Annotated in this window: 23 protein-coding genes and 1 tRNA gene; 8 read left to right on the top strand and 16 right to left on the bottom strand. The window is 61.9% G+C overall.

The features are described 5' to 3' along the window. Positions 1–190: 190 nt before the first annotated feature. The gene (locus GWE18_RS10695) at positions 191–871 is read left to right on the top strand and encodes a ParA family protein (protein ID WP_057901113.1); all 681 of its coding nucleotides are present in this window, start codon (positions 191–193) and stop codon (positions 869–871) included. A gap of 167 nt (positions 872–1,038) precedes the next feature. Here GWE18_RS10695 and GWE18_RS10690 read toward each other — a convergent pair whose 3' ends face one another. Then, positions 1,039–1,176, bottom strand: coding sequence for a hypothetical protein (locus tag GWE18_RS10690; RefSeq protein ID WP_275185727.1), 138 nt, complete (start codon positions 1,174–1,176; stop codon positions 1,039–1,041). Between the two features lie 234 nt (positions 1,177–1,410). On the opposite strand from GWE18_RS10690, the gene GWE18_RS10685 reads away from it, so the two are divergent. Next, entirely contained in the window at positions 1,411–1,551 is a 141-nt protein-coding gene (locus tag GWE18_RS10685) for a hypothetical protein (RefSeq protein ID WP_275185726.1), read from the top strand. 23 nt (positions 1,552–1,574) lie between these two features. Here the strand turns inward: GWE18_RS10685 and dapA are convergent, their stop codons facing one another. The 3 genes from dapA to trxB form a co-directional block, all read right to left on the bottom strand. After that, positions 1,575–2,507, bottom strand: a complete 933-nt coding sequence (dapA, locus tag GWE18_RS10680) for a 4-hydroxy-tetrahydrodipicolinate synthase (RefSeq protein ID WP_275185725.1) — start codon at positions 2,505–2,507, stop codon at positions 1,575–1,577. A gap of 696 nt (positions 2,508–3,203) precedes the next feature. Beyond that, entirely contained in the window at positions 3,204–4,127 is a 924-nt protein-coding gene (locus tag GWE18_RS10675; protein WP_275185724.1) for a LysR family transcriptional regulator, read from the bottom strand. Between the two features lie 2 nt (positions 4,128–4,129). Continuing rightward, the gene (trxB, locus tag GWE18_RS10670) at positions 4,130–5,095 is read right to left on the bottom strand and encodes a thioredoxin-disulfide reductase (protein WP_275185723.1); all 966 of its coding nucleotides are present in this window, start codon (positions 5,093–5,095) and stop codon (positions 4,130–4,132) included. A 279-nt stretch (positions 5,096–5,374) separates the two neighbouring features. Between trxB and GWE18_RS10665 the strand changes: the two genes are divergently transcribed. Beyond that, on the top strand, positions 5,375–5,854 hold the full coding sequence (locus GWE18_RS10665; RefSeq protein WP_057848743.1) for an Lrp/AsnC family transcriptional regulator: 480 nt from the start codon (positions 5,375–5,377) through the stop codon (positions 5,852–5,854). A gap of 113 nt (positions 5,855–5,967) precedes the next feature. Here GWE18_RS10665 and GWE18_RS10660 read toward each other — a convergent pair whose 3' ends face one another. The 5 genes from GWE18_RS10660 to GWE18_RS10640 all read right to left on the bottom strand — a co-directional run bounded on the left by GWE18_RS10660 (position 5,968) and on the right by GWE18_RS10640 (position 12,091). Next, positions 5,968–6,381, bottom strand: a complete 414-nt coding sequence (locus GWE18_RS10660) for a DoxX family protein (RefSeq protein WP_275185991.1) — start codon at positions 6,379–6,381, stop codon at positions 5,968–5,970. 368 nt (positions 6,382–6,749) lie between these two features. Next, positions 6,750–7,223: a transcription elongation factor GreA gene (gene greA, locus GWE18_RS10655; RefSeq protein WP_156437986.1), complete on the bottom strand. Its 474-nt coding sequence runs from the start codon at positions 7,221–7,223 to the stop codon at positions 6,750–6,752. 216 nt (positions 7,224–7,439) lie between these two features. After that, positions 7,440–10,904, bottom strand: coding sequence for a carbamoyl-phosphate synthase large subunit (gene carB, locus GWE18_RS10650; RefSeq protein WP_275185722.1), 3,465 nt, complete (start codon positions 10,902–10,904; stop codon positions 7,440–7,442). Between the two features lie 326 nt (positions 10,905–11,230). Further along, positions 11,231–11,306 (bottom strand) — tRNA-OTHER (locus tag GWE18_RS10645). Between the two features lie 80 nt (positions 11,307–11,386). After that, positions 11,387–12,091: a class I SAM-dependent methyltransferase gene (locus GWE18_RS10640; protein WP_275185990.1), complete on the bottom strand. Its 705-nt coding sequence runs from the start codon at positions 12,089–12,091 to the stop codon at positions 11,387–11,389. Positions 12,092–12,212: 121 nt separating this feature from the next. Here GWE18_RS10640 and GWE18_RS10635 point away from each other — a divergent pair, with 121 nt between their 5' ends. Beyond that, positions 12,213–12,746 carry a DNA starvation/stationary phase protection protein gene (locus GWE18_RS10635; RefSeq protein WP_275185721.1) on the top strand — a complete coding sequence of 178 codons (534 nt, stop codon included), beginning with the start codon at positions 12,213–12,215 and terminating at the stop codon, positions 12,744–12,746. 152 nt (positions 12,747–12,898) lie between these two features. Further along, complete coding sequence (locus GWE18_RS10630) at positions 12,899–13,234, top strand: hypothetical protein (RefSeq protein ID WP_275185720.1); 336 nt, start codon at positions 12,899–12,901, stop codon at positions 13,232–13,234. 148 nt (positions 13,235–13,382) lie between these two features. On the opposite strand, the gene GWE18_RS10625 is transcribed toward GWE18_RS10630, so the two are convergent. Further along, positions 13,383–14,849 (bottom strand): DUF1254 domain-containing protein, encoded by a 1,467-nt coding sequence (locus GWE18_RS10625; protein ID WP_275185719.1) that lies wholly within the window; start codon positions 14,847–14,849, stop codon positions 13,383–13,385. Positions 14,850–15,463: 614 nt separating this feature from the next. On the opposite strand from GWE18_RS10625, the gene GWE18_RS10620 reads away from it, so the two are divergent. Further along, positions 15,464–15,763, top strand: coding sequence for a hypothetical protein (locus tag GWE18_RS10620; protein WP_275185718.1), 300 nt, complete (start codon positions 15,464–15,466; stop codon positions 15,761–15,763). Position 15,764: 1 nt separating this feature from the next. Here GWE18_RS10620 and GWE18_RS10615 read toward each other — a convergent pair whose 3' ends face one another. The 4 genes from GWE18_RS10615 to carA form a co-directional block, all read right to left on the bottom strand. Continuing rightward, positions 15,765–16,397 (bottom strand): Crp/Fnr family transcriptional regulator, encoded by a 633-nt coding sequence (locus tag GWE18_RS10615; protein WP_275185717.1) that lies wholly within the window; start codon positions 16,395–16,397, stop codon positions 15,765–15,767. Between the two features lie 606 nt (positions 16,398–17,003). Beyond that, positions 17,004–17,537 carry a cupin domain-containing protein gene (locus GWE18_RS10610; RefSeq protein ID WP_275185716.1) on the bottom strand — a complete coding sequence of 178 codons (534 nt, stop codon included), beginning with the start codon at positions 17,535–17,537 and terminating at the stop codon, positions 17,004–17,006. A 196-nt stretch (positions 17,538–17,733) separates the two neighbouring features. Beyond that, on the bottom strand, positions 17,734–18,234 hold the full coding sequence (locus GWE18_RS10605; RefSeq protein WP_275185715.1) for a PaaI family thioesterase: 501 nt from the start codon (positions 18,232–18,234) through the stop codon (positions 17,734–17,736). Positions 18,235–18,468: 234 nt separating this feature from the next. Further along, positions 18,469–19,659 carry a glutamine-hydrolyzing carbamoyl-phosphate synthase small subunit gene (carA, locus tag GWE18_RS10600; RefSeq protein WP_275185714.1) on the bottom strand — a complete coding sequence of 397 codons (1,191 nt, stop codon included), beginning with the start codon at positions 19,657–19,659 and terminating at the stop codon, positions 18,469–18,471. Positions 19,660–19,969: 310 nt separating this feature from the next. On the opposite strand from carA, the gene GWE18_RS10595 reads away from it, so the two are divergent. Then, positions 19,970–20,425, top strand: coding sequence for a GatB/YqeY domain-containing protein (locus tag GWE18_RS10595; protein WP_275185713.1), 456 nt, complete (start codon positions 19,970–19,972; stop codon positions 20,423–20,425). A gap of 156 nt (positions 20,426–20,581) precedes the next feature. On the opposite strand, the gene GWE18_RS10590 is transcribed toward GWE18_RS10595, so the two are convergent. Together GWE18_RS10590 and GWE18_RS10585 are read right to left on the bottom strand one after the other, a co-directional pair. Further along, positions 20,582–20,887 (bottom strand): hypothetical protein, encoded by a 306-nt coding sequence (locus GWE18_RS10590; protein WP_275185712.1) that lies wholly within the window; start codon positions 20,885–20,887, stop codon positions 20,582–20,584. Between the two features lie 103 nt (positions 20,888–20,990). After that, positions 20,991–21,725, bottom strand: a complete 735-nt coding sequence (locus tag GWE18_RS10585) for a protein-L-isoaspartate(D-aspartate) O-methyltransferase (RefSeq protein WP_275185711.1) — start codon at positions 21,723–21,725, stop codon at positions 20,991–20,993. 158 nt (positions 21,726–21,883) lie between these two features. On the opposite strand from GWE18_RS10585, the gene GWE18_RS10580 reads away from it, so the two are divergent. Then, entirely contained in the window at positions 21,884–23,410 is a 1,527-nt protein-coding gene (locus GWE18_RS10580; protein ID WP_275185710.1) for an FAD-dependent oxidoreductase, read from the top strand. Positions 23,411–23,419 lie beyond the last annotated feature (9 nt).

The following is a 23,419-nucleotide window of genomic DNA, read 5'->3' as shown; positions in this document are numbered from 1 at the left end:
CGGCCTTTCAAGGCTGTCCTGCAAGGCGGCCTTGCCGATTCCCGTTCGGTCACCGGGGTCGCACGGTGTGACTCAAAAACCAGCCTTCTTGGCAATTAAGTGGCTTCATCGCGGCACACGATAAATTTTTCTTTCACGAATCACCGCGCTGATTCATTTTCAGCTTCTGGGGTCAACCGGAGGCCAAGGTATGAACGTAATTGTTTTCGCATCACGTAAGGGGGGCTCGGGAAAGAGTACCCTGGCTGCTCACCTCGCTGCCCATGTTCACAAGGCAACGAAGCCCATCCTTCTGGTCGATGCCGACCCGCAGGGATCGCTTACTCTCTGGCATAAATTGCGCGGCACCAACGAGCCGCCGATCAAGGCCGCGGTGAATTCCGTCAGCGGCATCGTCGCTGCCGCCAAGCGCGACGGCATCGAATGGGTGTTCATCGACACGCCGCCTAACCTGTCGGCCGTCGTCGACGACGCGATCCGCAACGCCACGATGGTGATCATCCCGGCGCGGCCGGGCGTGTTCGACGTCAACGCGGTACAGGAAACGATTCAGACCTGCCGCTCGGCGCGCAAGCCCTACGCGGTCGTGGTCAACGGCGCACCTGCCGAGCGTGACGGCGCCGAGAGCCGCATCGTCACTATTGCACGCGAAGCCCTGGCGAAATTCCGTGCGCCGGTGTGGAGCGGCCAGATCACCAATCGCGCCGATCTGATCATGGCGCTGAGTCAGGGCGAAGGCGCCCGCGAATATTACGCCGAAGGCCGCGCTGCGGCGGAGATCGCCAGGCTGTGGGGCGCGATCGAACGTTCGATCAAGGCGATCCGCGGAACGGCTTCGGCATCGGGCGCCATGCACAAGCAGGCGGCGTAACACGCCGCTTTCTTTTCCGGGACTGACAAAGACGCGCGGCGCTCCGCGCGTTTTTCTTTTTTGTGAACTATTGTCTCCGTCATTCCGGGATGGTGCGTTAGCACCAGACCCGGAATCTCGAGATTCCGGGTTCGATGCTTCGCATCGCCCCGGAATGACAGCTTCCCTTACGCCACCATCAGCACGTAGAGCACGACGACCGGCGACAGCGTCAGGATCACCGACCAGATACCGACGGCCCAGAGAATGTCTTCGGTGCTGAAGCCTTGTTGTTTAGAAATGGTATTGTTGTTTTCGAAATGCACGACGCGCCCCCGCGTTTTTTGTTGCTCCTGACATCTTGGTTACGCGATCGGTTTTAAGAACCCGGTTGCGATTTCGTTTGCATTTGACCACACGTGCTACCACGGATTAACCACCGCGATAGCCTGGTTAACGCCTGGTGACTGCATGGCGTCAAAGTCGAGCGAAGGCTTGTCCGCAACGTTAGAATTTTATGCGTATGGACCTCCTCTCAGAAAAACAACGGGGGGATACCAATGGCCGCGCACGGCAAGAAATTTCCGATCGGCGAGTACGCCCAGAGCACGCATGACGTCCTGCTGGCGTCGTCATTTGCTGTCTGGGCGATGCTGCTCGGCTTTGCTCCCGTGATGACCTATCGCGTGCTGGTCAGCTAGGCAGCTTGCTCTCTTTGCGCCGTTCAGGCCCGCCGCAGCAGCGGCGGCCTGCACCGCTCGATTTCCTCGTTCAGCAACGCCGCCAGTTCCGCGCTCACTTCCACCATCGGCAGGCGAACCTCGGCGCTGTCGATCAGTCCGCCGCGCGCCAGCCAATACTTCGCGGGTGCCGGGCTCGGCTCGGCGAACAACAGCCGGGTCAGAACAGAAATTGCCTTCCAGCACGCGCGCGCGCCATCGCGGTCGCCCTGCTTCAACAGCGTCTGTACCGATGCGAAGGCCTCGGTCTCCAGATGCGCCGACAGCAGGATCGCGCCGTCGGCGCCGTCGGTGAGCGCTTCGTGATACAGCGCGTCTTCACCGGTCAGCACGCGAAAACCGGGCGGCCGTCTGCTTAAGAAATCGATCGACTGCGCACGGTCGGCGCTGCAATCCTTCATGCCGACGATGTTCGGGTGCGCAGCGAGCTGCAGCAACGTCTCGTTGGTGAGGCTGACGCCGGTCCGGTAGGGAATGTTGTAAAGCGCGATCGGCCGTGAGGCGTGATCGGCAAGCGCGGTGAAATGCTGCACCAGGCCGCGCTGCGACGGCCGGATGTAATAGGGGCTTGCGATCAGATAGCCGTCGATCGGCCAGGCCGCCGTCTCGTCCAGCGCATCCATCATCTTCGCGGTCGAGGCGCCGGACAGGCCGAGCAGGATCGGCATGTGGCGCCCGATGCCCAACAGCTCGCTGCGCGTCACCGTCACCAGCCGCTCGAGCTCGCCCGCGCGGAGCGACATGCCTTCGCCCGATGTCGCCGCGAGAATGAAGCCGTCGACCGGGCGAGCCGCATAGTGCCCGACGAGCCGGCGTAACGACACTTCGTCGAGTTCGCCATCGCGAAACGGCGTGATGAGCGGCAGCCACAGGCCCTGCAAGCGGCTTGCTAGATCGGTTGTCGAATGGTCAGTCATCGTTCCATCTCCTCATGGGGTAAGCCGGAGACGGGACCAATAAAAAAACCCCGTCCAAACGGCGGGGCTTTTCGGGATCGCGGGTTGCGGCAGTCTAGTGCGCGCGTCGATCTCGGGTCCCCAGGTGGGGACCTTTTTTCGACGACAAAGCTGCGCACGAACTCGTGATCATTTGCGGATCATGGTTGTGGAGGGCCTCGATGTCAATCAGCGCAGCGACATGATGTGTCGATGAAAAAGAAAAAGCCTTGGGTATGAAAAAGACCTGGGTATGAAAAAGACCTGGGTATGAAAAAGACTTGGGCACAAAAAAAAGCCGGGCCCGAAAGAGCCCGGCTTGAGGTATTGGCCACGTGAGGCCGACACAATCACCTTCCAAGAGGGATTACTGAACCGCCGCGCCACTGGAGGAGGAGGACATATGCGCGACGCGGCCGCTCAGCATTTGAGCACTATGATCCCCATCAGTGGCTTGCAGCAACCGTCCGAGCCGCATGTCAGTCATGCGGTGGGCGGGCCCTCTATAAAATCGGCTAATTCGGAAAAGCGGGACGATGAAACGTCACTCCGCTCATAGAGCGTGATGACTTTTCTTCGAGTGTCATCCCGCTCTATCTCTTTGATTTGAGCATGATCTTTTCGGAAAACCGGTACCCGCTTTGCGCTGACGCCCGCCCTTCGGATCCGGATCATGCTCTATGAGGGCCAGCGCTGCGCCTTGCTCACCACGAAATCGCGGAACACCTGCACGCGAGCGACGGTCTTCAACTCTTCGGGATAGACGAAGTAGGTGTCGATCGCGATCGAGTCGGTTTCGCCGAAGAGCTGCACCAGGCGGTTGTTTTCCTCGACCAGATAGTCGGGCAGGGCGGCGATGCCGAGCCCCTGCTGGCAAGCGCGGACCAGCCCTAAGATATTATTCACCTTGAAATAGGCTTCGCGCGGGCCCGAGCCGTTGCGGCCGGCGTCGATCAGCCAGCTCCGGTTCTGCAGATGCGGCGGAACCTGCGCATCGCCCAGCATGATGATGCGGTGCGAGTCGAGGTCGTCGAGCGTCCGCGGCGTGCCGAAGCGCTTGATGTATTCGGGCGAGCAATAGGCATGGAAGCCGATCGAGAACAGCTTGCGCTGGATCAGGTCGGGCTGGGTCGGCTTGCGGGTCCGGATCGCTACGTCAGCTTCGCGCATCGACAGGTCGAGATCCTCGTCGGTGACGATCAGCGAGATGCGGATGTCAGGATAGAGCGCGGTGAACTCGTCGAGCCGCGGGATCAGCCAGTTGATGCCGAGCGCCGGCGGCGTCGTGATCTTGAGGTCGCCGCTCGGCCGCTCGCGGCTGTCGGTCAGCTTGGCGCGCGCCGCCTGCAACTGCATGAACACGTCATGCGCGGTGCGGAACAGCAGGTCGCCCTGTTCGGTGAGGATCAGCCCGCGCGCGTGGCGGTGGAACAGCGACACCGCGAGCTCCTGCTCCAGCGCGCTGACCTGTCGCGATACCGCCGACTGCGAAAGCCCGAGTTGCTCGCCGGCATGGGTGAAGCTTCCCGCTTCCGCCGCCGCGTGAAAGACTTTCAGCTTGTCCCAATCCATGTCCGTTGATCCGTTGCGCATTCGAGGCATGATTATTCTGCCGCCGCGCGATCGCTCGCGCGCAAAGCCAGGAAACGTTCGGCCTCGAGGGCCGCCATGCAGCCGAGGCCGGCCGCCGTGACCGCCTGCCGGTAGGTTTCGTCAGCCACGTCGCCGGCAGCGAACAGGCCGGGGATCGAGGTGGCGGTCGAGTTCGGCGCCACCTCGACATAGCCGGATGGTTTCAGCTTGATCTGGCCTTTGACGAGGTCGGTTGCCGGCGCGTGGCCGATGGCGATGAAGACACCGTCCGCCGGCACTTCTGTACGTGTGCCGGTCTTGACGTTCTTCAGCCGCACATGGGTGACCTTGCTTGGGTTCTCGACGCCGCAGATTTCGTCGATCGCTGAGTCCCAGACCACCTTGATCTTGGGGTTCTTGAACAGGCGATCCTGCAGGATGCGCTCGGCGCGGAAATGATCGCGGCGATGCACGATCGTCACCTGCGAGGCGAAGTTGGTCAGGAACAGCGCTTCCTCGACCGCGGTGTTGCCGCCGCCGACCACGATCACTTCCTTGCCGCGGTAGAAGAAGCCGTCGCAGGTCGCGCAGGCCGAGACGCCAAAGCCCTTGAATTTTTCTTCGGAGGGGATGCCGAGCCAGCGCGCCTGCGCGCCGGTCGCGAGCACCACCGTCTCGGCGAGATAGACATCGCCGGAGTCGCAGGTCAGGCGGAACGGCCGCTGCCCGAGTTCGAGCTTGTTGACGTGGTCGGTGACGATCTTGGTGCCGACATGCGCCGCCTGCTTCTCCATCTGCTCCATCAGCCAGGGCCCCTGGATGACGTCGGCGAAGCCCGGATAGTTTTCCACGTCGGTGGTGATGGTGAGTTGTCCGCCGGGCTGGATGCCCTGGATCAGCACCGGCTCAAGCATCGCGCGCGCCGCGTAGATCGCCGCGGTGTAACCGGCGGGGCCGGAACCGATAATGACGACCTTGGCATGGATAGGCGCGGGCATCGGCGGATCCCTCTCTTATTCGGGGGTTTGTTCGTGACTTAAGCAGAAAGCGCCTGGAAGGACGTCGCGACGGCGCTGAAAGTGTCAAATCCAAGTCTAAGATATCTGGGTAGCTATGCAAGAATTGCAATTCATCCCAGCGAATTTTCCCCGGAACAGAAGTAATAATCGGAAATGTGGCGATGCACGCGCAATAAAATTGCGCAATCCGCGCGGCGTGCGCTAAAGAGTTGCCAGCAGCCGGCTTAAGCGCAGCAAAAATTAGGGAACCCGACGCGCGTGTCGAAGAATCTTGACGAAATCGACCTCAGAATTCTCGCCGAAATCCAGGCCGATGGCCGAATCACCAATGTGGAACTGGCCAAACGCGTCGGTATTTCGCCGCCCCCCTGCCTGCGCCGGGTCCGCACCCTGGAGGAGGAAGGCTATATCCAGGGCTATCGCGGCCTCCTGGATCCGCGCCGGCTCGGCTTCGACGTCACCGTGTTTGCTTCCGTTCATCTGTCGAGCCAGGCGGATGCGGATTTGCGCGCGTTCGAGGAATTCGTCCGCGCCGAGCCCTTGGTGCGGGAATGCTGGATGTTGTCGGGCGAGGTGGATTTCATCCTCAAATGCGTCGCGCCCGACATGGCGACGTTTCAGGATTTCGTCACGCACCTGACCGCGGCGCCGCACGTTCGCAATGTGCGGACGTCGCTGGTGCTGCACAATTCGAAATATGAAGCGGCGGTGCCGCTCGATGCGAAGGTGGCGGGGTGAGTTCGTAGGTCATTCCGGGGCGATGCGAAGCATCGAACCCGGAATCTCGAGATTCCGGGTTCGCGTCTTCGACGCGCCCCGGAATGACGTTGAGTGAAGGCGCTCGCTTCAGCTCACTTCTTCCGCATCATGGCGTCGAGGCTGTACGGTCCGCCGCCTGCAGTCGAAAGATAAAGGCAGGCGAAGCAGAACAGGATCGCGAGCGTGCCGCCGTTGATGAGCGGAAAAAAGCTCCTCGGCGCATGACCGATGAAATAGGCAAAGGCCATCTCGCCGGCAAGAATGAAGGCGACGGGCCGCGTGAGCAGTCCGAGCAGCAAAAGCCCGCCCAGAATCAACTCAAGCGCACCGGCGACTCCCGGTAGCGACATCAATTGCACCTTGTTGAGGAAGGCGTAAGCGTTACCCTCCGGAATTGTCGGAAACTTCAGAATCTTCGCGACACCGTACTGAAACAGCAGAAGCCCGGTGATGAAACGAAACAGGCTCAGCGCCGTCGGCTGCCATTTCGCGAGCATCTTGTCGATTTGGTCCATGTCATCGTCCCCCTTGTTTGGCACGCTAGAACTTAGCGTGACCAGATTACACAGTGTTGGCAGATCGCGTGTGATGCTGACACAACACCCCTGAAATTGAATCATTCCCGTCGCGCGTCACCGTGTGGCAAAGGGTTGCCGTGATTGCAGCGCAGCAAGTACTTCAGGCGACACACCAGAGCCCGCCTCTGCGCGCCTTGCCGAATGAACAATGCACGCTTAGTTATATTGCATAACCAATTACAAAAATTGCGTACGACGGAAGCCTGCCGCGCCGCCACTCACAATCCTGTCAGCAGGGCGGCAACAAAAAAGCCGCGTCGAAACGCGGCTTTGTCGCAACAGTAACTTGCAGGTGACTAGCGCCACTCGACCTTGGTGATCTCGTAGGCCTTGGCGCCGCCGGGCGCCACGACTTCCACGGTCGAGCCTTTTTTCTTGCCGATCAGGGCGCGGGCGAGCGGCGAGGTGATGGAGATGCGGCCCTTCTTGGCGTCGGCCTCGACTTCGCCGACGATCTGCCACACGGCTTTCTTCTCGGTGTCCTCATCGATCAGCGTGACGGTGGCGCCGAACTTGACGGTGTCGCCGGAGAGCTTCGAGATGTCGATAATGTCGGCGCGCGCGAGCTTGTCTTCGAGCTCGGCGATGCGGCCTTCATTGTGCGATTGCTCTTCCTTGGCGGCGTGATATTCCGCGTTCTCCGAAAGGTCGCCATGCGAGCGCGCCTCGGCGATGTGTTCGATGATGCGCGGACGCTCCACCGACTGGCGCTGCTTCAACTCGACCTCCAGGGCGGCATAGCCACCCGCTGTCATCGGAACCTTTTCCATCATCTTTTCCGTCCTTCCATCGTGCGAGCCGCCCGGGGCGTCGTGCGCACGAGGCATTTTTTAGATTTCGATTCGGGCTTTCATGGCCCAATGCGAGCCCGCCAGCCTATTGATTTTCGGCCCGTTCAAGGGCCGATTCATCCAGGCGCGCGGGTGAGTTCCGGCCATACGGCTTTGTTACCAATCGTTTAGCGGGCATTTGCGCCCGACTAACGATCAGTTTTCGGAAAAGTAACTCTGCAGCGTGCGGACCTCAAGGTCCCCGCCCAGATAGGCGCGGATGCCCTGGGCGGCCGCCACAGCACCCGAAAGAGTGGTGTAATACGGCACTTTATGCAAGAGGGCAGCCCGCCGTAGCGAACGGCTGTCGGCCAGCGCCTGCGGCCCTTCGGTCGTGTTGAAGACGAGATGGATGTCGCCATTGGTGATGGCGTCGACGATGTGCGGCCGTCCTTCCAGCACCTTGTTGACCTTTTCCGTCGGAATGCCCTTGTCGGTCAGGAAGCGCTGGGTGCCCGATGTGCCCATCACCTTGAAGCCCAGCGAGTGCAGCAACCGGACAGCCTCCGCGATGCGGTGCTTGTCGGTCTCGCGCACCGAGACGAATACGGTGCCCTTGCGCGGCACGCGGGTGCCGCCGCCGAGCTGGCTCTTGGCAAAGGCAATCTCGAACGAGCGGTCGATGCCCATGACTTCGCCGGTCGATCGCATCTCCGGACCGAGCACGGTGTCGACGCCGGGAAAGCGCGCGAAGGGGAAGACAGACTCTTTCACGCCGACATGGCCGAGCTGCTTCTTCTTCAGCTTGAAATCCGCAAGCTTCTCGCCGGCCATGATTCTGGCGGCGATCTTCGCCACCGGCATGCCGACGACCTTGGCGACGAACGGCACGGTGCGCGACGCCCGCGGATTGACTTCGAGCACGTAGATCTCGCCGTCCTTGATCGCATACTGCACGTTCATCAGACCGACCACGTCGAGGCCGAGCGCGAGCTCGCGGGTTTGCCGCTCGAGCTCCTCGATCATCTTTCCGTCCAGCGAATGCGGCGGCAGCGAGCAGGCGGAATCGCCGGAGTGAATGCCGGCTTCCTCGATGTGCTCCATGATGCCGACGATGAAGGTATCCTTGCCGTCGCACATGCAGTCGACGTCGATTTCGGTGGCATCGGACAAATAGCGGTCGAACAGCAGCGGGTTCTTGCCGAGCACCGTGTTGATCTGCCCGGTCTTGTCGTTGGGGTAGCGCGCCTTGACCTCGGACGGCACCAGCTCGGGCAGGGTGCCAAGCAGGTAATCGTCGAGCTGGGTCTCTTCGCGGATGATCTGCATCGCGCGGCCGCCCAGCACATAGGACGGGCGCACCACCAGCGGCAGGCCGAGATCAGCCGACACCAGCCGCGCCTGCTCGACCGAATAGGCGATGCCGTTTTTGGGCTGCTTTAACCTCAGCTTGTCGAGGACGCGCTTGAAGCGGTCGCGGTCCTCGGCAAGGTCGATGGCGTCGGGGGAGGTGCCGAGGATCGGCACGTCGGCCGCTTCCAGCGCGCGTGCGAGTTTCAGCGGGGTCTGGCCGCCGAACTGTACGATCACGCCGTGCAGCGTGCCGTTCTGCCGTTCGGTGGCGATGATCTCCAGCACGTCCTCGGCGGTGAGCGGCTCGAAATAGAGCCGGTCGGCGGTGTCGTAGTCGGTCGACACCGTCTCCGGATTGCAGTTGACCATGATGGTCTCGTAGCCGGCGTCGTCGAGCGCGAAGCAGGCATGACAGCAGCAATAGTCGAATTCGATGCCTTGGCCGATCCGGTTCGGGCCGCCGCCGAGGATGACGACCTTCTTCTTGTCCGACGGCGCGCTTTCATCCGCCAGCGCACCGGCGAACGGCGCTTCATAGGTCGAATACATATAGGCGGTGGGGGAAGCGAATTCGGCCGCACAGGTGTCGATGCGCTTGAACGCCGGGCGCACGCCGAGCGCATGACGCTTCGCGGTGATCTCCGCTTCGGTAGACTCTGACAGCACGGCAAGCCGCGCGTCGGAAAAACCCATCGCCTTCAGCATGCGCATGCCGTAGCCGTTCGGCGGCAGGCCGTTCGCCTTGATCTTCGCTTCCATCTCGATGATGCCGCGCATCTCGGCGAGGAACCACGGATCGATCTTGCAGGAATTGAAGATGTCTTCGTCCGACCAGCCGAGCCGCATCGCCTGCGCCACCTGCAGGATGCGGTTCGGCGTCGGCGTGCCCAATGCGGCGCGGATCGCGTTCTTGTCGTCGCCGCGCCCGAGGCCCTCGATCTCGATCTCGTCGAGCCCGGTCAGTCCGGTCTCGAGCCCGCGCAGCGCCTTCTGCAGGCTTTCCTGGAAGGTGCGGCCGATCGCCATGACCTCGCCGACTGACTTCATCGACGTCGTCAGCGTGGTGGAGGCGCCGGGAAATTTCTCGAAGGCGAAGCGGGGAACCTTGGTGACGACATAGTCGATGGTCGGCTCGAACGAGGCGGGCGTGGCGCCGCCGGTGATGTCGTTGCCGATTTCGTCGAGCGTGTAGCCGACCGCGAGCTTGGCGGCGACCTTGGCGATCGGAAAGCCGGTGGCTTTTGAGGCCAGTGCGGAGGAACGCGACACGCGCGGGTTCATCTCGATCACGACCATGCGGCCATCGTCGGGGTTGACGCCGAACTGCACGTTGGATCCGCCGGTCTCCACGCCGATCTCGCGCAGCACCGCGATCGAGGCGTCGCGCATGATCTGGTATTCTTTATCGGTCAGCGTCAGCGCCGGCGCCACCGTGATGGAATCGCCGGTGTGCACGCCCATCGGATCGAGGTTCTCGATCGAGCAGACGATGATGCAATTGTCCTTCTTGTCGCGCACAACCTCCATCTCGAACTCTTTCCAGCCGAGCACGGATTCCTCGATCAGCACTTCGTTGGTCGGGGAGGCGTCGAGGCCGCGTTCGATGATGTCGAGGAATTCTTCCTTGTTGTAGGCGATGCCGCCGCCGGTGCCGCCCATGGTGAAGGAGGGGCGGATGATCGCGGGCAGCCCGATTTCGGACAGCGCCATCAGCGCCTCGCCGAGCGCGTGCTCCTGGTAGCGCTTGCGGCGCTCGTTCTCGCCGAGCGTCCATTGCCGCTCGCACTCTTCCAGCGCCTCGCCCGACAGCTTCTCGCGATCGGCGAGGTATTTGTCGCGATAGGACTTCTTCAGCGCCGAGGCGTTGGCGAGCCGCGATTTCGGCGTCTGCAGGCCGATCTTCTCCATCGCGTTGCGGAAGAGCTGGCGATCTTCGGCCTTGTCGATGGCGTCGGCGGTGGCGCCGATCATCTCGACGTCGAACTTGTCGAGCGTGCCCTGCCGGCGCAGCGACAGCGCGCAGTTCAGCGCGGTCTGGCCGCCCATGGTCGGCAACAGCGCAAACCCGCCCGGGATGACGTGGCGTTCCTTCTCGATGATCTTGGCGACGATTTCGGGCGTGATCGGCTCGATATAGGTGGCGTCCGCCAGTTCCGGGTCGGTCATGATGGTGGCCGGATTGGAATTGACGAGGACGATGCGGTAGCCCTCTTCCTTCAGCGTCTTCACCGCCTGGGTGCCGGAATAGTCGAATTCGCAGGCTTGGCCGATTACGATGGGCCCGGCGCCGATGATCAGGATGGTGGAGATATCTGTTCTTTTGGGCATCAGCTCTCAGACTGGAAATTGGGCACAAAAAAAGGGCGCGCATGCCGCGCGTCCCCTAAGCCAAGAGCGCGGGTCACCCTCGCGCGCGGGTGGTCTTTAGACCAGATTCCGCACCCGCGAAACCCCCAAAAGCCCCCCATCAACCGCGATTTTAGGGGAAATCAGGGGGTGTGTTTGCCGAGGCCCGGCTTCGCCCTTTGGGCTACGCCGCGGCAGGCTTCGCTACGATAGGGCTTGCCGAGCCGAGGTCCGCCTTCGCTCCGCTACGGCGCGACAGCCTTCGCCACCGCTGGCTTGCCGAGCCGAAGCTGCGGAGCAGCGAAGGCTGGAGGCCCGGCCTGGATTTGAACCAGGATAAAGAGCATTGCACTGCTCTCGCGTCGTCGCTTCCGCCACCGGGCCGCGGTCATCATCGCCGATCACGGCGCGGTGAACCATACCTACCGCACCTTAGGGTTAACAATCTCAGCGTGCGCTGGCATTCAACTGCATTGGAAAGCGTGCCGCGCCACGAAGGTCATCCGCCATGGGTTGTGGCCGATATTGAACGGGGCGCGCGAGGCTGAAAAGCCCGCAGCGGCGAGCTTCTCGATCATCTCGGCTTCGCCGTAGCGCTGCAGCCCGACGCGGGTCCGCAACTGCCGGTAGTCCGATAGCGCCGTGCTCGCGAGGCCGTAGAGGGCATCTTTCAGGAAGCCGTGGGAGGCGGCGAATTTCAGGAGCGCCAGCACGTCCCTGGCCATGCCGACTTCCGGCCGCAGGATGTCGCCCAGTACCAGCCGCCCGGCGGGCTTCAACAGCCGGCGGATGACGATAAAAGCGGAATCCAGTTCCGCCGGCGTCATATATTGCGCGACCGAGTTCATGATGACGAGATCGACTGAGCTTTCCGCCATTCGCGTGAGATCCTCGAGCGATCGGACGCGGATCTTGGTGTTTGGCGCAAAGCGCGCGATCAGCCGGCCGCGGACACCGGGGGCAGGCTCGGCCAGGTAGAGCTTGGCGCAGGCGTCCGCCACCTTGGCAGCGGACAGCGCCTCGCCGCAGGCATAGTCCAGCACCACGGAATCGGGCGAAGAGATGTAGCCGATAATGTCACGCGCGATGATCTGGAAATGCAGGTCGCGATGCAGCTTGCTCGCATAAATCGTATGCGTGGAATCGTAATAGTCGATCCATTCATCCATGCGCGCGTCCGGCAAAGCGGCGGGTTCCGACATCGGAACCAGCCTGAAGGTGATGCGTTAGGTCGTCCGACGGCCGATGTCCACCGCCGTCGCTATCCGGTTCCTAACAGGAAGGTGCAACGTGAGCAAAACCAACAACAAATCCGACAAGGTATCCCCCGAACTCGATACGCCGACCGACCTGCCGCAGGCCGCGGTGGACAAGATCTCGGCGTCGCTCAATTCGTTGCTGGCGGATGCATTCGCCCTCTATCTGAAGACCAAGAACTTTCACTGGCATGTCAGCGGCCGGCACTTCAACGACTATCATCTGATGCTGGACCAGCAGTCGGAGGCGATTTTCGCCACCACCGACCAGCTCGCCGAACGGGTGCGCAAGCTCGGCGGCACCACCCTGCGCTCGATCGGGCAGATCGCCAAGCTGCAGACCATCCAGGACAACAACGAGGCCTATGTGCCGCCGCGCGAAATGCTCCGCGAACTGATGCAGGACAACAAGCACATGGCGGCGGCGATGCGCAAAGCCCACAAGCTTTGCGACGATCATGCGGATTCCGGCAGCGCAAGCCTGCTCGAAGTCTTCATCGACGAGACCGAGCGCCGCACCTGGTTCCTGTTCGAGGCCAGCCGCCAGGAAGGCGCCAACGCGGCGTGAGTGCGCATATGCGTTCGCGGATTCGCAGGGCGGGCTTTGCCGTCCCTGCGTTCTGCGGCGACTGCCTTCCGATTGACATTCTCGGTCGCGTCCCGCCCGGTTTTGGCATAGACTGGCGCTGCAGCTTTAAATAGAAGCGGCAGCCCGGAAGCTTGGCTGCGATCGGAAGGAGGCCGGAGATGCCTATCTCTTTCTCGATGATCGTTTTGAGCTCGCAGTTGGTCGTCGCGGTCGCAGACGGTGTGCCCAAATTCGACATCGCCCGGAGCTGCAAGCTCGACGTCGCCGCCACCGCCGGCCTCTCCGTTGACCAGTCGACAAAGAGCTGCGTGAACGATGAACAGAAAGCGAAGCGGCAGCTCGCAAGCCAATGGTCGAAATTCACCGCGCCAAGCCGGGCAAGCTGCATCTCGCAAGAGAGCATCGGCGGCACGCCAAGTTATGTCAGTTTGCAGACATGCCTCCAGTTGGGGCAGTGGGCCAGATGAAATGCCCGATGTGATTTTCCATGAGTAGCTGACACGGCGTGAGCGCGAGTTGACCTCTCCTCATCCGGAAATCGGGTTTGAGATTTCAAGTCTGAAGCGTTGCAATCCGGCGGCCGGCGAAAGGTCGGCCGCCGACGTTCTGTCACTCTTACTGGGCCGACAGGCCCACCGTCGTCGGCGACTTCACAACCGGCGGCGGATTCCATTTTCCGGTCAGCGCCTCGGACTTTGGACTGTAGAGACGCATGGTCAGGTTGAAGGCTCCCTTCGGCGCCGGAAGCCAGTTGGCTTCCCTGTCCTTGCCCGGACTCTGGTTCTGGAAATACAGATCGAGCGAGCCGTCGGCATTGTATTTGAACGGCATCCAGCTAGAGACGGCGAAGCGGTTCAGGACGTTGCCGACCTGGAAGCCTTCCGGATCGTAGAGAGTGATCGACCAGAACGCATTGGTCGGCGGGGCGGCGCCCTTCTCGAACGTAATGGTGTATTTGTTCGCGCCATCGAGCGGCCTGCCGGATTCGTCGCCGAGATTGAGCGGATAGATGGCGTCCTCAGGCAGGTTTGCACCGAGCCCCAGTTGCGAGACAATGGCTCGCTTCAGGTAGTAGTTGCCGTAAACACCCATTGTGTCCGTGTTCATGGACCAGTTGTTGGCGACTCGCGCCAGCGTCGGCACCTTCCAGGCCATCAGCTTTTGCCCGTCCTGCGGTGCGGTCTCCAGCGCCCTTTGCACGACCGGATCGAGCTTACCGATGTCAAAGCTCTTGCCGGGCTCGATACCAATCCTCTTCATCTGCGCGATGATCGGCTCGTCGGTGATATGAGGCGGATGAAGCTTAAGTAACTCGGCGGCATAGGCGAAATACACGCCTGCCGACATTGTATCGACCTGGACCTTCGGCGGCGTCTTCATGTCGACGCTCGGGTCGATCTTGATCTCGACCGGCTTCGGCGTCTTGCCGAATTCTGAAAGCAGGGTGACCTTGTAGCCGGCCTGGATCTTGTGAACCGCAGCGTAGTCGGCCGGGCCATCCGTCTTGGTGCGCCCAATGACCCAGACATAGGGCGTTGGCGCTTCGATCCGCTGCGTGTCCTTTGGAAGCTTGAACTCCTCGGCAAATCTTTCGCGCAGATCCGGCCTCCAGCCCGGGGGAGTGATCAGGAACGTCCCGGCCTTGGTGCCCGTCGTCCGCCAGCCTGGTGACGCAAAGACATCGGTCCACATGTCGAGCATCGGCAACAGGTAGTAGCGTCCATTGGTGTCCGGAACGGAAATGACGACGGGCTCCCTGGTCATGTCCAGCCATGAGGCGGAATACAACGCGTCGAAGTTGGATCGCACGACACCCTTGAAGTCCGCCGGCGGGTATTCGCGCACATTGACGAACGTATTCATCGGGCCTTTGAAGGATTCCTTGCCTTGTTCGACGTTTGTAAATTGCTTGCGGGACACGTCCATCGACATGATGGGGTAGAAGTAAACGTAGGCGTCCACTGCGATAGCGTGCGCCTCCTCTTCGGTGATTGCCGGTGCGGACTGGGCCTGCACCGCGGGCGCAGCCGCCGCGCCAAGGCAAAGGGACAATGTCAACGTCAGAATCATCCGTCGAAACATATAGAACGCTCCTCTACTGATGTGGCTGTCGTGATTTGTGGCTGGTTTGGTCTTCCCCACTGTTGGTGCCTTCCGACTTCGCGATCGGGAAGTCACGCATGCAAGAGGACGTACAAAATCAGCTGCATAAAACGCCGCATGGCGTCTGCAGAATGGAGGCAAAGGTGCTGAAATGAGATGCTATCGAGTCAATTGCAGAAGCGCGGCTTGCTGACTACCTCCACGGGAACACTCTAGCACAATGTCCAGTAAGATGCATTGTTTTCTCGTCGCACCGAGTGCTCGCGGATGGATTGATTGTCGCTAAATTTCGTGCGCTTTTGAATTGTTTCGCATGAGTTGGGATGCCATGCGCCAACTGGCAAAACGGTCAGCCGCACTTTCTCAGTTTTGCCAGCGGTCCGTCTCGCCGATGAAACGGATCGGCGCCGCGCCGGCTCAACAGCGTCGAAAAAAGCCTGCGCATAGATGCTGCGCTGCAAGATTCCGATAATCAATTTAAGCGAGCATGTGGGAGGCGCCGGTATGATCGGTGGCGGCCAATGATCCCGACCAGAACGATGCGGGTCCAACTTGGTTGTGTGCCACAGCTCTTCAGGTTTGGAAATCGAGCGATGCAGAAGGTAATTGAATTGCGGGGCGCGAAGTCTGAAGCCGCGTCGGAGCCGGCGGCGGCGCCGCCATCCATAGAACCGATCCTGGCGGTGGTCGATTCATTGTCCCGCACCCTCGATTGCATCAAGACGATGTGCGCGACCGAGCCGAACGGGCCGATCCGCGACAAGCTGGAGACCGAGCGGGCAAATCTCGTCATCGGGCTTTTCGTCGCCAGGGTCGCCGCGATGCGGCTGTCTTCAGGTGAGCCGATACCGGATTCAGCCAGTTCAAACTTGCCGATCGCCAGTCGCCGTTGAATTACTCGAGAGGGCCCAATAGCTCCTCATACCGCCGTTCGATGCGATCGTAACAGTCGCATGCGACGTCCTGCAGTCCCTCGGCGTCGAGGATGGAGATGCGGCCGCGCCCGATCTGAATGAGGCCGGCATTCTGCAGGGTGCGCTCGACCAGGTTGATGGTGGTGCGCTGAACCCCGAGCATCTGCCCGAAGAACTCCTGGGTCAGGCGGATGTCGTTGCTGCCCAGCCGCTTCCTGCATTGCAGGAGCCAGCGCGCGGCGCGGTTTTCCACCTGGTGCAACGCCTGGCAGGCGGTCGATTGCTGCGACTGCGCGAGCAACGATAGATCGAACAGCGCAACGGTTTTTCGAAAGCCGTCGTTGTCCCGTCCGACGCGATGAACTTCCGCGGCGGGAATGCGAACCGCTTCGCCGGCGACCTGCACGATCGAATCCGCAAACGACGTCGTGATGCCGTGGATAGTCGACGATCCGATCATTCCTTCGCGGCCGACGATGGAGGTCTCGGCGGTCGCACCCTGCTCGGTAGTGGCGAGGACGGAAATGATGCAGGAACGCGGGAAGTAGGCGAACTCGATGTCGGAAGATGAGCTGTGGAGCAACTCGCCATGTTCAACGGTAATCGTCCGCATGTGTGGTTTCAGCAGGGCCAGTGCTGAGGCATCCAGTAAACGCAGGAGGTGATTTTCAGCGGCCACGAGGAGCTCCAACGCAAGTTAGGCGGGAGCTTCAACTCTCTCTGTCACCGATGCCTGGGAAGAGATCCGGCGATAGACCCACAGTGGGCGCAAGTACCGGCAATAGCTAATTAATTCTGGGCTGATAGTCGGGTACCAGACAGTTCGAGGGATATATTTGCGAGGGAATGTGTTTGTAACCTTGAGCGCCGGAAGCGGGCGATCGAGGCCCCACAGTTCCGGCCTCGTGAATGGCCGTCGGCGTTCACATTTGCGACCCGCCGACAGGTTCCACCCCAACACCGGGTGAATGTCATGTTCGGCACGGAAAGACCACCTCCAGAACTCTTGCCAATAAGCCGTCCGCGTTGTCCCGATTGCCAGGCGCGGATGATCACATCCGCTGTTTCGGATGGACCGGAGGGCCTGGAGCAACGCACGTTCCAATGCGCAATATGCGGCCGCACCGAAACCATGACGCTGGCCGCCGATCCACTCCGGTCCGACGCCTTCGGCTGGATCAACAGTGAATTGCGGCCGCCCCGGTGAGTGGCGGTTCACTTAGGCTCGGCTGCGCTTCCACAGCCTGACCAGCGGGCCATCCGCGCCCCTGACCGGATCGGTCTTCGGCAGCTTTACTTCCGGGATCGTCTTCAACGCTTTCGCATGATTCTCCGGCGTCGGCCGCGTGATCTGCATCGGCGGTCCCGGCGGATAGGCGCCGACCACGCAGAAATCGGGGCTGGCGAATACGCATTGATGCCCCGTGCCGGCCGGCAGGATGGCGACGTCGCCGGGCGCAATCTCGAGCTCCTGGCCGCTGTTACCGCCGAAGCGGACACGCGCGCGGCCACGGGCGACGCCGAGTGCCTCATGCACGGTGGCGTGGTAGTGCGCATAATCATAGACGCCGTCGCGCCACATCGCGCCCCAGCCATTGGCGCCGAACAATCCCTCGATGGTCTTTTCCGGGTGATCGTTCGCGACGTCGACCGCGCCCTTGTAGACCAGGAACGGCATCGGGTTATTTGGTACGAGGCCATCGTCCTCGAAGACGAAGGTGAGCGGTTCGATATCGGTGCTGACGACGGACATGTGGCTCTCCGCAATCGTCGTAACCATTAAACCCTCATGGTGAGGAGGCGCCAACGGGTCCGCGCGTAGCGCGGCCCGATGACAGGCTCCGCGCCGTCTCGAACCACGAGGCCCCGCTGGTGCCATTCATCCTTCGAGACGCGGCGAAGACGCCGCTCCTGGTCTGGCACCACCCCTTCAAACCAAAGTCAGCGCTTCACGTTCCCTTCGGAATCTCGAAGACCAGGCACGTCGTGGTCGCATGCGCGAGCAGCCGGCCTTTGGCGTCGGTGATGCGCGCCTCTGCGGTCGCGGCGCGGCGGCCGACGCTGAGCGTCTTGCCCTCGGTGCGGACCGGGCCGGTATCCTTGGTCATGCCCTTGATGAAGGAAATCTTGAATTCGAGCGTAGTGTAGCCGGTGCCGGCGGGCAGCGCGGTGTGAACCGCAAGCCCCATCGCGGAATCAAGCAGGATCGCGGCATAGCCGCCATGCACCGAGCCGATCGGATTGTAATGCCGGAATCCCGGCACGCTGTGGAACACCACGTGGCCGGTCTCGGCGGTGGAATCGAACGGCTCGACGTTCTGCATGATCGGCGGGCAGGGCAATCTGCCGTCGAAGATGGCGCGGACGAAGTCGAGGCCTGACATCGACGCCATGACATGGGTGGGCGTCACGCCGTATTCGACCGCGGGAACGATAGGCTTGGCGTCCATGACCATGCATCCTGATTTATGATGATGATTATCATACCAAAGGACGTTTGACTGAGCCAGTAGGCTTGCCACATGGCAGTATGTCATGCCCGGACTTGCCGCCTCCGCTAAAGCTTCGGCGCGCCAACGGAGAAAGCCGCGGCGAAGCCTTGGCGGAGCCGGGATCCGGGCATCCATCACTCTTCAAGAAAAGATGGATTGCCGGGTCAAGCCCGGCAATGACAAGTGAACGCCCTACGCTCGCTTATTCGCCCGCATCAGATCCGCAAAGCGCTTGAACAGATAATGCGAGTCGCGCGGGCCCGGCGAGGCTTCGGGGTGGTACTGCACCGAGAACACCGGCTTGCCCTTGAGCTCGATGCCGCAATTGGAGCCGTCGAACAGCGAGATGTGGGTCTGCATCGCGCCCTCCGGCAGCGTCGCCTGGTCCACGGCAAAGCCGTGGTTCATGGAGGTGATCTCAACCTTGCCGGTGGTCTCGTCCTTCACCGGATGATTGGCGCCGTGATGGCCCTGATGCATCTTCATGGTCTTGGCGCCGACGGCGAGGCCCAGCATCTGGTGGCCGAGACAGATGCCGAAGGTCGGCGTGCCCGATTCAATCACCTCACGGATGACCGGCACGGCGTATTTGCCGGTCGCGGCCGGATCGCCCGGACCGTTGCTCAGGAAAACGCCGTCCGGCTTCATCGCCAGGATGTCTTCGGCCGACGTCGTCGCCGGCACCACCGTGACCTTGCAGCCTTCACCGGCGAGCAGCCGTAAAATATTGCGCTTGATGCCGTAGTCGATCGCGACCACGTTGAACTCCGGCTCGCTCTGCCGGCCAAAACCCTTTTCCCAGGCCCACGGCGTCTCGTCCCAGGTGAAGCGCTGGCCTGATGTGACCATCGGCACCAAATCCATGCCTTCGAGGCCGGGCCATTCGCGCGCCTCTTCCTTCAGGCCGTGCAGGTCGAACGCGCCGTTCTTCGAATGGGCGATCACCGCATTCGGCATGCCCTTGGAGCGGATCAGCGCGGTGAGCGCACGGGTGTCGATGCCTGATAGGCCGATGATGCCGCGGGCCCGCAGCCACTGATCGAGATGCTTTGTCGCGCGGTAGTTCGAGGGATCGGTGATGGCGGTGCGCAGGATCACGCCGCGCGCGCCTGGCGTCGCAGCCATGTTCACCGTCTCGATGTCTTCCTCGTTGGTGCCGACATTGCCGATATGCGGGAAGGTGAAGGTGATGAGCTGCCCGGCATAGGAGGGATCGGTGAGGATCTCCTCATAGCCGGTCATCGCGGTGTTAAAGCAGACCTCGCCGACGGCGTGGCCTTCCGCGCCGAGGCCAAAACCCTCCAGCACGGTACCGTCGGCAAGCACGAGGAGCGCGGTCGGTTTGAGGTCCGGCCAGGCTGAGGCGTTTACAGATGTTGTCATGAGCGCACTTCATAGTCGCAAGCGACCCCGCGCGTCAAAGCCGGAAGCCCAGGAAAAGCGCGGGATTCACATGCGTTTGCCGCATATTTGACAACCGGTTCCGCCGCGTCAGCGGTTTTTGGCCAAATCGAGCCGAATCGGGCGGGCCCCCGGCTTAACCAATTCGATGCCCATAGCCGTTCTTGGCTCGTCAGCCGGCCGGCGGATCACCCGATGATGCCAGTGGCGTGGCGCGCGCAGCCCCTATATAGACGCGGAATCTTCCGATAGACCAAATGCCTTCCGGCGGCACCATTTTAGTGAGGCAACCATGCTGCGCGATGACATCAACAATGCGGTCAAGGAGGCCATGAAGGCCAAGGACGAACGCAAGCTCTCCACGCTGCGCATGGTCAATTCGACCATCAAGAATGCTGACATCGAGGCGCGCGGGCAGGGCAAGCCGCCGCTATCAGACGCTGACCTGCTCGGCGTGTTTCAGAAGATGATCAAGCAGCGCCAGGAATCGGTCGAGCTTTACGACAAGGGCGGCCGCGCCGAACTGGCCGCGCAGGAGCGCGCGGAGATTGCGGTGATCTCCGCCTATCTGCCCAAGCAGATGTCGGAGGACGAGGTTAGGGCTGCGATCACGGCCGCGATCGCCGAGACCGGCGCTGCCGGCATGAAGGACATGGGCAAGGTGATCGGCGTGTTGCGCGCGAAATTCGCCGGCCAGATGGATTTCGGCAAGGCCAGCGGCATGGTCAAGGCGGCGCTGACGGGATGAGCTTGCTTTCCGTAGCCCGCATGGAACTCCGCGAAATCCGGGGCTCTTGATCCGTACCGGCACCTTCCTGGATTGCGCTTCGCGCCATCCAGGCTACGGCACTGCAAGCAGACGTCGCGCGAGATCCGAACAATTATCTCTGTGTTGCTCGCGGTTTCAGTCGCAGACGCGCTCCCTGCGCGTGATCCTGCGGCCGTCGTCCCGTTCAATCGTCCTAGTTTCCCAGTGGCAACGTTGTCGCGGGCCGATGGTAACACCACCAGGGCCGACGCCAACTGTAGTGTCGGAATCGTACCGGCGACGGTCCCTATAATAGCGGTCATCGCGGTCCCGCCCGACCTGAACATCGACTTGGGCCATCTTGACGCCTTGCTTGACGTCTTGGGCCTTGGCCGGAGTAACGAGCGGGGCAGTCGTCAGCACAGCCGCGGCTGTCGCCACGGCAAGAGCGATCTTCATCATGCGGGGTCCTCCCTGGCTTGATTTGGAGGTTCAACGAGCAAGAACACCGAGGGTTCCATGGGCGATAAGTCTGGCCTGTTCCTGCTCCTCAAGAACCAGATCGTTATCGGCCCTGTGAACGCGTGAAGGGCACGAAGCGCACGGGGACAACGGCGCGAGTTGTCGTCTTGTCAGGGGCGATTTTCTCGACGACCGTGAGGTGCTGAGTGCCGTACTCGGCTCCCACCGGCATGACGAGCCGACCACCCACTTTGAGCTGCTCGATCAGCGGCGGCGGTACCTGCCCGAGCGCGGCGGTCACCACGATGGCGTCGAAAGGACCGCATTCGGGCCAGCCAGCATAGCCGTCGCCCAGCCGGACGCTCACATTGTCATACGCGAGGTCTTTGAGTGTTTTCGTGGCGGTCTCAGCCAGTTGCGGGACAATCTCGATGGTGCAGACCTTTCGCGCCAGGCGCGCAAGGATGGCGGCCTGATATCCCGAACCCGTGCCGACTTCGAGCACGACATGATCGGGCGCGACCTCGGCCAACTCTGTCATCAAGGCCACGATGAACGGCTGCGATATGGTCTGGCCGAGGCCGATCGGTAGAGGCCTATCCGCATATGCGATGGAGCAAGATCGCTCGGGAACGAACAGATGGCGTTTCGTTTGCCCCATGGCCTCAAGGACCCGATCCGACAGGCCCTGCTGCACCACAACATTGGCGTGGGACCGGGCGTAGGCCTTGATGGTTTCGACCATGGCGGCGCGCTCGCGGACACACTCTGTGTCCTGTGCCGTCGCATCCCGCGCGGCGGCAATCATGGAAAGCACTAGCAACAGCAACGTCTTCATGATCGTGCGGTGCTTTGTTGAATGTCTCATTTTAGCACTTCAGCCAAGCTCAGGCCACAACGCTGCTTGTTGACGTCCTGGAACCGCAAGGCGTCGGCGTGATTATCAAAGCAAATTTTTGGAAATGGCGACATGGCGCAACGAGAGCGGAGGACGAGATGGCCGATCAGCAAGCTCCGCCCGCCGGTCCCGATCTGTCAAAGGGCGTATCCCTGTCCGAATTCACGGGCGAGACCTTGCTTGCTCATGTCGGCGACGATGAAGTTGTGCTGGTGCGGTCGGGATCGGAGATTTTTGCGATTGGCGCCCACTGCAGCCATTATCACGGGCCGCTCGCCGAAGGCCTCGTGACCGGCGAGAGCATCCGTTGTCCCTGGCATCACGCTTGTTTCGATCTGCGCACCGGCGAAGCCACTCGGGTGCCCGCGCTCAGCCCGGTCGCGGTCTGGAAGGTCGAGCTGGAAGGTGACCGCGTCTTCGTTCGGGAAAAGCGCGAGGCGCCAAACCCGCAGGTGAAGCGCGCCGCCGACGGGCCCGGCCAAATCGTGATCGTCGGCGGCGGCGCGGCCGGCTTTGCCGCAGCCGAGATGCTGCACCGGCAGGATTATCGCGGCAGCATCGTGATGCTGAGCAACGAGGCCGCGGCGCCGGTAGACCGGCCGAACCTCTCCAAGGACTATCTCGCCGGCAGCGCACCGGAGGATTGGCTGCCGCTGCGGCCGGATGATTTCTACGCCGGGGCGAAGATCGACCTGCGGCTCAACATCGAGGTCACCTCAATCGACGTCAACGCGCGCCATGTCGTCACCGCAGGCGGCGAGACCATCTCCTACGACCGCTTGCTGCTGGCAACCGGCGCCGAGCCGGTGCGCCTGCCAATACCGGGCATGGACCAGCCTCATGTTCACGTGCTGCGTTCGCTTGCCGATTCCCGCGCGATCACTGCATCGGCCGATGGCGCGCGGCGCGCGGTTGTGATCGGCGCGAGCTTTATCGGATTAGAGGCCGCGGCGTCGTTGCGCGCCAGAAATGTCGAGGTCCACGTCGTCGGCCTCGAGCAGCGGCCGATGGAGCGCGTGCTCGGGCCCGAGATGGGCGACTTCGTCCGCGCCCTGCATGAAGAGCACGGCGTCATCTTTCATCTCGGCGATACCGTCACCGCGATCGACGGCAAGCGCGCGACGCTGAAAAGCGGCGGCGCGATCGAGGCCGATATCGTCGTGGTCGGCGTCGGCGTGCGCCCCCGCCTCGGATTGGCCGAGAAAGCGAAGCTGGCGATCGATCGCGGCGTCGCCGTCGATGCCTATCTCGAAACCAGCGTGCCCGGCATCTATGCCGCGGGCGATATCGCGCGCTGGCCCGATCCGCATTCCCGCGAGAACATTCGGGTCGAACATTGGGTGGTGGCGGAGCGTCAGGGCCAGACCGCCGCGCGAAACATGCTCGGGCAGTGCGAGCCGTTCGATGCCGTGCCGTTCTTCTGGAGCCAGCACTACGATGTGCCGATCAACTATGTCGGCCACGCCGAGAAATGGGACGAGATAGCCGTGGACGGCAACATCGCCGGCAGGGATTGCCTGCTCCAGTACAAGCGCAACGGCCGCGTGCTCGCCGTCGCCTCGATCTATCGCGACATCGCAAGCCTCGGGGCCGAGCTTGCGATGGAGAAGGCGCTGTTACTTTAAGTCAGGGTA

Source organism: Bradyrhizobium sp. CSA112 (assembly GCF_029051645.1).
Lineage (GTDB): Bacteria > Pseudomonadota > Alphaproteobacteria > Rhizobiales > Xanthobacteraceae > Bradyrhizobium.
The sequence above is the reverse complement of the archived record's forward strand: the minus strand, read 5'-3'. Positions and strand labels throughout refer to the sequence as shown.

What these genes read in the sequence shown, in the direction of transcription:
- GWE18_RS10685 (WP_275185726.1), top strand. Translation starts at nt 1,411, where the DNA reads ATGGCCGCGCACGGCAAGAAATTTCCGATCGGCGAGTACGCCCAGAGC.
- GWE18_RS10580 (WP_275185710.1), top strand. Translation starts at nt 21,884, where the DNA reads ATGGCCGATCAGCAAGCTCCGCCCGCCGGTCCCGATCTGTCAAAGGGC.
- dapA (WP_275185725.1), bottom strand. Translation starts at nt 2,507, where the DNA reads ATGACTGACCATTCGACAACCGATCTAGCAAGCCGCTTGCAGGGCCTG.
- carA (WP_275185714.1), bottom strand. Translation starts at nt 19,659, where the DNA reads ATGACAACATCTGTAAACGCCTCAGCCTGGCCGGACCTCAAACCGACC.
- GWE18_RS10620 (WP_275185718.1), top strand. Translation starts at nt 15,464, where the DNA reads ATGCAGAAGGTAATTGAATTGCGGGGCGCGAAGTCTGAAGCCGCGTCG.
- greA (WP_156437986.1), bottom strand. Translation starts at nt 7,223, where the DNA reads ATGGAAAAGGTTCCGATGACAGCGGGTGGCTATGCCGCCCTGGAGGTC.
- GWE18_RS10585 (WP_275185711.1), bottom strand. Translation starts at nt 21,725, where the DNA reads ATGAAGACGTTGCTGTTGCTAGTGCTTTCCATGATTGCCGCCGCGCGG.
- GWE18_RS10625 (WP_275185719.1), bottom strand. Translation starts at nt 14,849, where the DNA reads ATGTTTCGACGGATGATTCTGACGTTGACATTGTCCCTTTGCCTTGGC.
- GWE18_RS10695 (WP_057901113.1), top strand. Translation starts at nt 191, where the DNA reads ATGAACGTAATTGTTTTCGCATCACGTAAGGGGGGCTCGGGAAAGAGT.
- GWE18_RS10605 (WP_275185715.1), bottom strand. Translation starts at nt 18,234, where the DNA reads ATGGACGCCAAGCCTATCGTTCCCGCGGTCGAATACGGCGTGACGCCC.
- GWE18_RS10615 (WP_275185717.1), bottom strand. Translation starts at nt 16,397, where the DNA reads ATGCGGACGATTACCGTTGAACATGGCGAGTTGCTCCACAGCTCATCT.
- GWE18_RS10675 (WP_275185724.1), bottom strand. Translation starts at nt 4,127, where the DNA reads ATGCCTCGAATGCGCAACGGATCAACGGACATGGATTGGGACAAGCTG.
- GWE18_RS10595 (WP_275185713.1), top strand. Translation starts at nt 19,970, where the DNA reads ATGCTGCGCGATGACATCAACAATGCGGTCAAGGAGGCCATGAAGGCC.
- GWE18_RS10610 (WP_275185716.1), bottom strand. Translation starts at nt 17,537, where the DNA reads ATGTCCGTCGTCAGCACCGATATCGAACCGCTCACCTTCGTCTTCGAG.
- GWE18_RS10590 (WP_275185712.1), bottom strand. Translation starts at nt 20,887, where the DNA reads ATGATGAAGATCGCTCTTGCCGTGGCGACAGCCGCGGCTGTGCTGACG.
- GWE18_RS10640 (WP_275185990.1), bottom strand. Translation starts at nt 12,091, where the DNA reads ATGGATGAATGGATCGACTATTACGATTCCACGCATACGATTTATGCG.
- carB (WP_275185722.1), bottom strand. Translation starts at nt 10,904, where the DNA reads ATGCCCAAAAGAACAGATATCTCCACCATCCTGATCATCGGCGCCGGG.
- trxB (WP_275185723.1), bottom strand. Translation starts at nt 5,095, where the DNA reads ATGCCCGCGCCTATCCATGCCAAGGTCGTCATTATCGGTTCCGGCCCC.